General features: G+C 63.2%; 5 protein-coding genes and 1 pseudogene. 2 read left to right on the top strand and 4 right to left on the bottom strand.

The features are described from left to right. Window position 1 precedes the first annotated feature (1 nt). Both CIW48_RS32630 and CIW48_RS32635 read left to right on the top strand, forming a co-directional pair. Complete coding sequence (locus tag CIW48_RS32630) at window positions 2–739, top strand: ABC transporter (protein ID WP_246695527.1); 738 nt, start codon at window positions 2–4, stop codon at window positions 737–739. A 150-nt stretch (window positions 740–889) separates the two neighbouring features. Beyond that, the gene (locus CIW48_RS32635; protein ID WP_246695528.1) at window positions 890–1351 is read left to right on the top strand and encodes a hypothetical protein; all 462 of its coding nucleotides are present in this window, start codon (window positions 890–892) and stop codon (window positions 1349–1351) included. 240 nt (window positions 1352–1591) lie between these two features. Here the strand turns inward: CIW48_RS32635 and CIW48_RS32640 are convergent, their stop codons facing one another. From CIW48_RS32640 to CIW48_RS34425, 4 genes and pseudogenes are all read right to left on the bottom strand, one after another. Continuing rightward, a complete protein-coding gene (locus tag CIW48_RS32640) occupies window positions 1592–2254 on the bottom strand; it encodes a GDYXXLXY domain-containing protein (protein WP_149314485.1) in 663 nt (220 codons plus the stop codon). After that, a complete protein-coding gene (locus CIW48_RS32645; protein ID WP_149314486.1) occupies window positions 2251–3588 on the bottom strand; it encodes a DUF2157 domain-containing protein in 1338 nt (445 codons plus the stop codon). Before CIW48_RS32645 ends, CIW48_RS32640 begins: the two co-directional genes overlap by 4 nt. 466 nt (window positions 3589–4054) lie before the next feature. After that, the gene (locus tag CIW48_RS32650; protein WP_149314487.1) at window positions 4055–5185 is read right to left on the bottom strand and encodes a M20 family metallopeptidase; all 1131 of its coding nucleotides are present in this window, start codon (window positions 5183–5185) and stop codon (window positions 4055–4057) included. Window positions 5186–5559: 374 nt separating this feature from the next. Then, a pseudogene (locus CIW48_RS34425) lies at window positions 5560–5734 on the bottom strand (dihydrofolate reductase); the annotation flags it as partial.

The following is a 5734-nucleotide window of genomic DNA, read 5'->3' on the forward strand; positions in this document are numbered from 1 at the left end:
TGTGCTGCACGCCCTCATTCTCCGTGACATGCGCACACGCTTTGGCGCCTCACTCTGGGGCTACGGTGTCGTCGTGCTTTGGCCCTGCGTGCATGTCTTCGCGCTGATCACAATCTACACCTTCCAGAAGATCGCCGCGCCGCTTGGCGGCGACAGGGCTCTGTTCTTCGCATCGGGCGCAGTTCCAGTTCTGGTCTTTCAATACGTATCCCGTGAGGTCATGAAGTCGGTCATCATGAATCGGCCGCTGACGTATTATCCGCAGGTCAAACTGTTCGATCTGATATTCTCTCGTGTACTGGTCGAGATCGTGACCGGCTTTCTGGCATTGATCGTGGTCATAGCCGTCTTGACCATCATCGGCGTCGACCCGGTTCCTGCAGACCCTTTCACTGCAGTCTGCGGTTATGTTGCCGCCATCATGCTCGGCATCGGCGTCGGCACGATCAATGTCGCCATCATCGGGTTCTTCCCTGGCTGGTTGATCGGCTATGCCCTGTTCAGCATCCTTCTCTACGTTTCCAGCGGCGTCATATTCCTGCCAAGCTTCCTGCCTGAACAAATCTATTACTGGCTGAAGTACAACCCCGCTTTGCAGGTGTCCGAGTGGGTGCGGTCAGCTTACTACCCGGATGCTGGCTTGCAGGTCGATTGTCTCTATGTCGTTGTGTTTGGCCTGACATGCGTGAGTGTCGGCCTGTTGTTGGTCAAGCACGTCGTGTCGAAACTGCAAGGCTGAGCGCCAAAATGCACACGTTCGTGGTTCCTAGATCGCGTGGACACGTTCGAATTCACTGCTACACCGGCTTCGGTTAGGGCTCACAGAGCACGTGCGCTTTCGCGTTCAAGCGCACGTTCGGTTGAGCCCGCACGCCGGGAGCGGACGCCGGTGTGGGTAACTCGCGCGTGGCACTTCGCCGGGTGGCTTCAGAACAGGGCGGCCGTCGTCATCAGCCCGGACGACAGAGCCGTCGATCTGGGTGTGATCGCGGACAACGCCAGCTTCGATCGGCAGATGTGCGAGCCGCGCTGGCCGGTGTTCCGCGAGAAGACTTGGGGCTGCTCGTGCCACCAGATCCCGTGGCGGGCGGAGGGTCACGAGGGCCTGAAGCTCGGCTACCTGCTGGCCGATTGCGGGTTCTTCCACCGCGGCCACCTGGCGATCGACGATTGCCACGCCCTGCTGGCACTGCTCGCTCGGCCGCTGCAGGTCTCCGGCGAGCTGGCGCTGGCCGCGTTGCTGGAGACTGCGCGCAAGCCTACAGTGCGGCTGTGGGCACAGGGGTCTCCGATCGAGACCAAGGAGCTGAAGGCGCGGCGCTACCGCTGGAGCGGGCGCCGGCGCTGCTGATACATCGACCTGGACGAGGATCAGATCGAGATCGAGCAGACGTTCCTGATCGAGGCGATCTACCGCCGGCCGATCAGCGAACGTCCAGCTGACCGGTTCACGGTGCGGGACCACTACTCCGCTCGGACCAATCCCGAGCAGGGCGCCAGAACGGCAAAGGTCGTGCTCGGCCGATCCCCTTCGTATGAGGCCAACCTACGGAGCGATGTGGCGTCCCGCGGACTCCTGAACCCCAGATCGTCACCAGAGGCGAGCAGTCTTGGCGAAGGCTTTGCCCGCCACGGTGATCCCGTCGATCACCGCTGTTCCATCTGACGCCACACGCACGTCGACAAGAATGTCCTTGCGTGCCGTCCGATCGAGCTTCCCTGGAACTCCTTGCGCCCCGTACCACCGCTCGATGCCGTAGCTCACGATGCCCGTCAGACAGACCGGATGCTGGCATGTGGCGGGTTCCGGCAGCTGACCGCCCGTCCTGGCCCGGATGCTGAGAGGAGCTCCCCGGCGTACGAGCGTAGCGGATCCCAGGCTGCCCTTGATGAACAGCGCGTTTCCTGTGGGTGCCTCAAAGAACGCCTCGTCCGCCCTGTGCACGCCATCGGCATCGGGCGAGAGCCGAACGTAGACGTCGCGTCTAACCTCAAGCCTGCAGTGATCGCGAGCATCGAGATCACAGCCCGTCAGCGTCGTACCCGCGCCGATCCCCTGAAGGCGCCCAATGTCATAGGTGAGCACGCTGTACTCACCGCGTAGCAAATCTCGAGGGTCTCGGGTTTCCACCGCCAAGCGGACCAGACGCCCGTCATTCAACCGTTGCATCTGCCGCCAAGCCAGGATCGCGGCAGGGGACACCTGAACCGCCAGTAAGCCAGCGAAGGCGAGACCGACAAGCAAGCCTTTCATGCGATTCTTCCGGTGATGCGACGAGCAGCCCAGCGGCAGGCCACCAACGCGAGGCTCAGGAGAACGGCGCAGAGCAGCAAGTTCCCCGAGAATGCGATCAGATTGTGGGACGCAGCGAGCATGCCGATCGTGAAGCCGGCGGTCAGTGCCATGCCCCAGCCGTACAGCTCACGCCTGTCCTCGATATCGCCTGCCACGACGAGCATGAGTGCCGGGACGATGCCGCCCCACACGGTCCAGAAAGTCGATGGTTCCCGGCCTATGCCGGCGATGAGCCAGACCAGAAGCGCCAATGCGGCCGCAGCAAGAATGAGAAGGTCACTTCTGGGAAGGGTCGCCCCTGCGGGCGAACGGAAACGTGCCACGACGAATGCGCTGGTCGCGATCGTAGCAAGGGCGAGCGCTGCCGCGAAGGTCGGCCGCGCACCGCCGAAGCCGAGCGTGCGCACGGATACCATGACGATGCCGAGCAGGCTGAGGCCGACGGCCGCGCGTGTGAGGGCAAGTGCACCCTCGCGAATCCGCGAGGCCCATTCTTCCCGAGGCGCGAGGCGAGACAGTACATGGCCAACGGCGAGGGCAGCTGCGGCGACGGTCAGTATGCGATCGGGCGGCAGAAGGAACGTCAGACCCGCAGGTGCACCACCGAGATGGTTGGTGAACACGATCAGGAGAAGGAGGAGCGTGGACTCCCGCGCTGGCAGCCAGCCTAACAGGCTCGCGAGGAACAGGACCGGACCCACTGTCCAGAACCAGATCCCCGCACCAGCGGCCGTGTCCCCTCGCAGCGTTGCGAACTCGAGCCCTCCGAACCCGACGTCGGCTGCGATGAGGGCGACGCAGGCGATGGCGGCCGCACCGCCGGAACGCGCGACTAGTGCTGTCGCTAAGCCGAGAGCCGCAATGGTTCCGGCAAAGCCTTGTGGATCCGCGGCCACGTGGAAGGTCTGTCCGACCAGAGCCAGTGTTGCGGCGGCGATAGCCAGGGACAGCGTCGCCAGTCCATCTACGAGCCTGCTCGCCGAACCTGCCTGGTCTCGGGTCCGCCGGCGCGCGGCGAGATAAGTGCCAAGCACGGCCACGGCGTTGGTGACGAATAGGACAATCAGTCGGGACGCAGGCGCCATAACGGACCAATTCGCCGCCACGAAGGCGATGATCGATGGCGCCACGAGCAAGATGATGCACAGGACGAGGGCGGCCTGCAGGTGTTTGGAACCGCGTGGTGCGAAGGCGTGCGCGGCGATGCGTTCCGCCTGCTCGGGCAGGATAAGGCCGCGTTCCTGCCAATCACGGAGGTCACGCCGCAGGCGTGCGGAATAGGACAGCGGCATGGGCAGCCTTCATGCAATGCTGTAGATCGTAGCGGCTAAAGCGTTAAAGCTCGCCTGCCGAGATCGGATGCGCTTTTTCGCACATCGGATAATGCTTATCATCGACTGAATAGATTGCATTGCGTCGGTGGATTAAATCTCACACACCAGAGGGCGCCTATCATTCCTCGCTTCATACGGCACCCGGGGATCACATATCGGCACCGGTTCGGCTCCGGAGCAGAGAACAGACGGATGGCCGCTTTGGGGGGAACGCCGACGGCGGTCCGAGCGACTGACATGGGTCGGCAGGAGCTTGTCCGCTTTTCTGGCAGGCCTGCTCCGAAGCAGACTTGCCGCTTCCGGCCAGCATCAGCCGCGGCAGATCGTCTGCGCGAGCGTCTCAGATGGGTGGATTTCGGTCCGTCCGCTTCCGGGGACTAGGGTCACAATACCAGACGGCGGCAGCGGCGTCGGTCACTGCGCCTCATGCAGTGCCATCGCAGCACATGCGGAGTATCAAATCCCTATAAATGGCCTGCGCCTCCTCGATCCGGTCGACGAGGCAGTATTCGTCCGTCTTATGGCACTGCGCCGCCTCGCCGGGGCCGATGATCACCGTGGCAACGCCGTCGAAGGCCGGGACGAGCGCTGACGCATCGGTGAAGTAGGGGGCCCCGGCCGGCTTCGCAGGCGCCCCGGTCCGCTCTTGTAGCAGTGACAGGAGCGGGGCAGCGGAAGGGTTTTCCAGCTCGGTGGCGAACCCCGGGAAGCTCGTGACGACCCGGATATCAGCCTCCGGTCCGAACAGGCGGCTGAGTTCAGCAATCAAGTCATCGTGCTTCTGTTCCGGCAGGGTCCGAAGGTCTGCGGTGAACTCGGCGAAGTCAGGGACGGAATTAATGTTTTCCCCGCCGCGGATGGTGGTGACACAGGCCGTAGCACTGTCGAGCAGTGGGTGCCGGGCGCCGAAGTCGTAGCCCTCAATCCTCCGGATCCACTCTGCCACCTTGCTGATGGCGTTTTCCCCCTCTTGCGGCATTGAGGAATGCGCCGTCCTCCCGCGCGCAGTTACGACGACGCGGAGAGAGCCCTTATGGGCGAATATGGGGGCATTCGATGTTGGCTCAGCCACGATCAGGAGTTCGGCCGGCCCGAGAACCCGCTCACGACCGACATGGAATGCGCCTTCACATCCCGTCTCCTCGCCGGCGGTGATCACGAACGTGACGCCGCGGTGGAAGCTGTGGCCGGCCTCGATCAGGTTGCACGCAGCAACGATGAACGCGGCAACGCCGGCCTTCATGTCGCTGATACCGCGGCCATATAGCCGGCCATCCTGCACGACCCCTTCGAAGGGTGGGAATTGCCACTCGTTCGACCCGAGTGGCACGACGTCGATGTGCCCGGTGAAGCAGAGCGGCTTGCCACCGGCCGTTCCGGGGATGCGTGCGACCAGCGTTGGTCGATCCTTGGCGAACTCGTAGCTGGCGACGTCAAACCCGTGCTCGGTCAGCAGGCGCGCAATGAACTCGGAACATTCTTTCTCCTCGCCCGGAGGATTGATCGATCGGAACCTGATGAGTTGCTTCGAGAGGTCGAGAGCGTTGAGGGGCATGGCTGCGTCCACGTGAAGTCTCGCGCCGTTGCCGACGTCGGGCTCCAGAGCCCCATGTTAGACGATGGAGAGCCTGCGTCTTCATCAAAGATGGTTGCTATCGCGAAGGGCCCACAGCTGTTCGGACGGCCCGGTTGGGTCGCTAGGAGGATGTCCCCTTTTCCGGCTAACCACCTCCGAAGCGGACCATCGCCTTTCGGCCAAATCCTGTCTTTGGCGCGGGACTGCGCAAACCTCTTAAATAGGCGGCAGCGGCCTCAAGGTGCTGTCGATCAGCGTCTGCCGCAACGTGGCCCAACGCGCCCATATGACGCAAGAAGGCTTGCTTCGGATCGGTATTTGACGTTGATGCGCCGGTCGAGCCGCTTCCTGCGTCAGCGCGTCAGCACGATGTGGGTTGCCAGCTCCGTTGGGACTGTCTCCGTCACCCGATAGCCGAGGCCTGGCAGGTCGATGTCTGCGAACAGGTGCTCGCCCCGGCCAAGAACGACCGGCGACACCGCCAAGTGCAATTCATCGATTGCGCCCGCGAGTAAATACTGGCGGACC

The sequence above is a fragment of the Methylobacterium sp. P1-11 genome (assembly GCF_008329595.1).
GTDB lineage: Bacteria > Pseudomonadota > Alphaproteobacteria > Rhizobiales > Beijerinckiaceae > Methylobacterium.

Bases quoted from the DNA above. Each gene is read 5' to 3' on its own strand.
- CIW48_RS32640 (WP_149314485.1), bottom strand. From the start codon at position 2,254: ATGAAAGGCTTGCTTGTCGGTCTCGCCTTCGCTGGCTTACTGGCGGTT.
- CIW48_RS32645 (WP_149314486.1), bottom strand. From the start codon at position 3,588: ATGCCGCTGTCCTATTCCGCACGCCTGCGGCGTGACCTCCGTGATTGG.
- CIW48_RS32650 (WP_149314487.1), bottom strand. From the start codon at position 5,185: ATGCCCCTCAACGCTCTCGACCTCTCGAAGCAACTCATCAGGTTCCGA.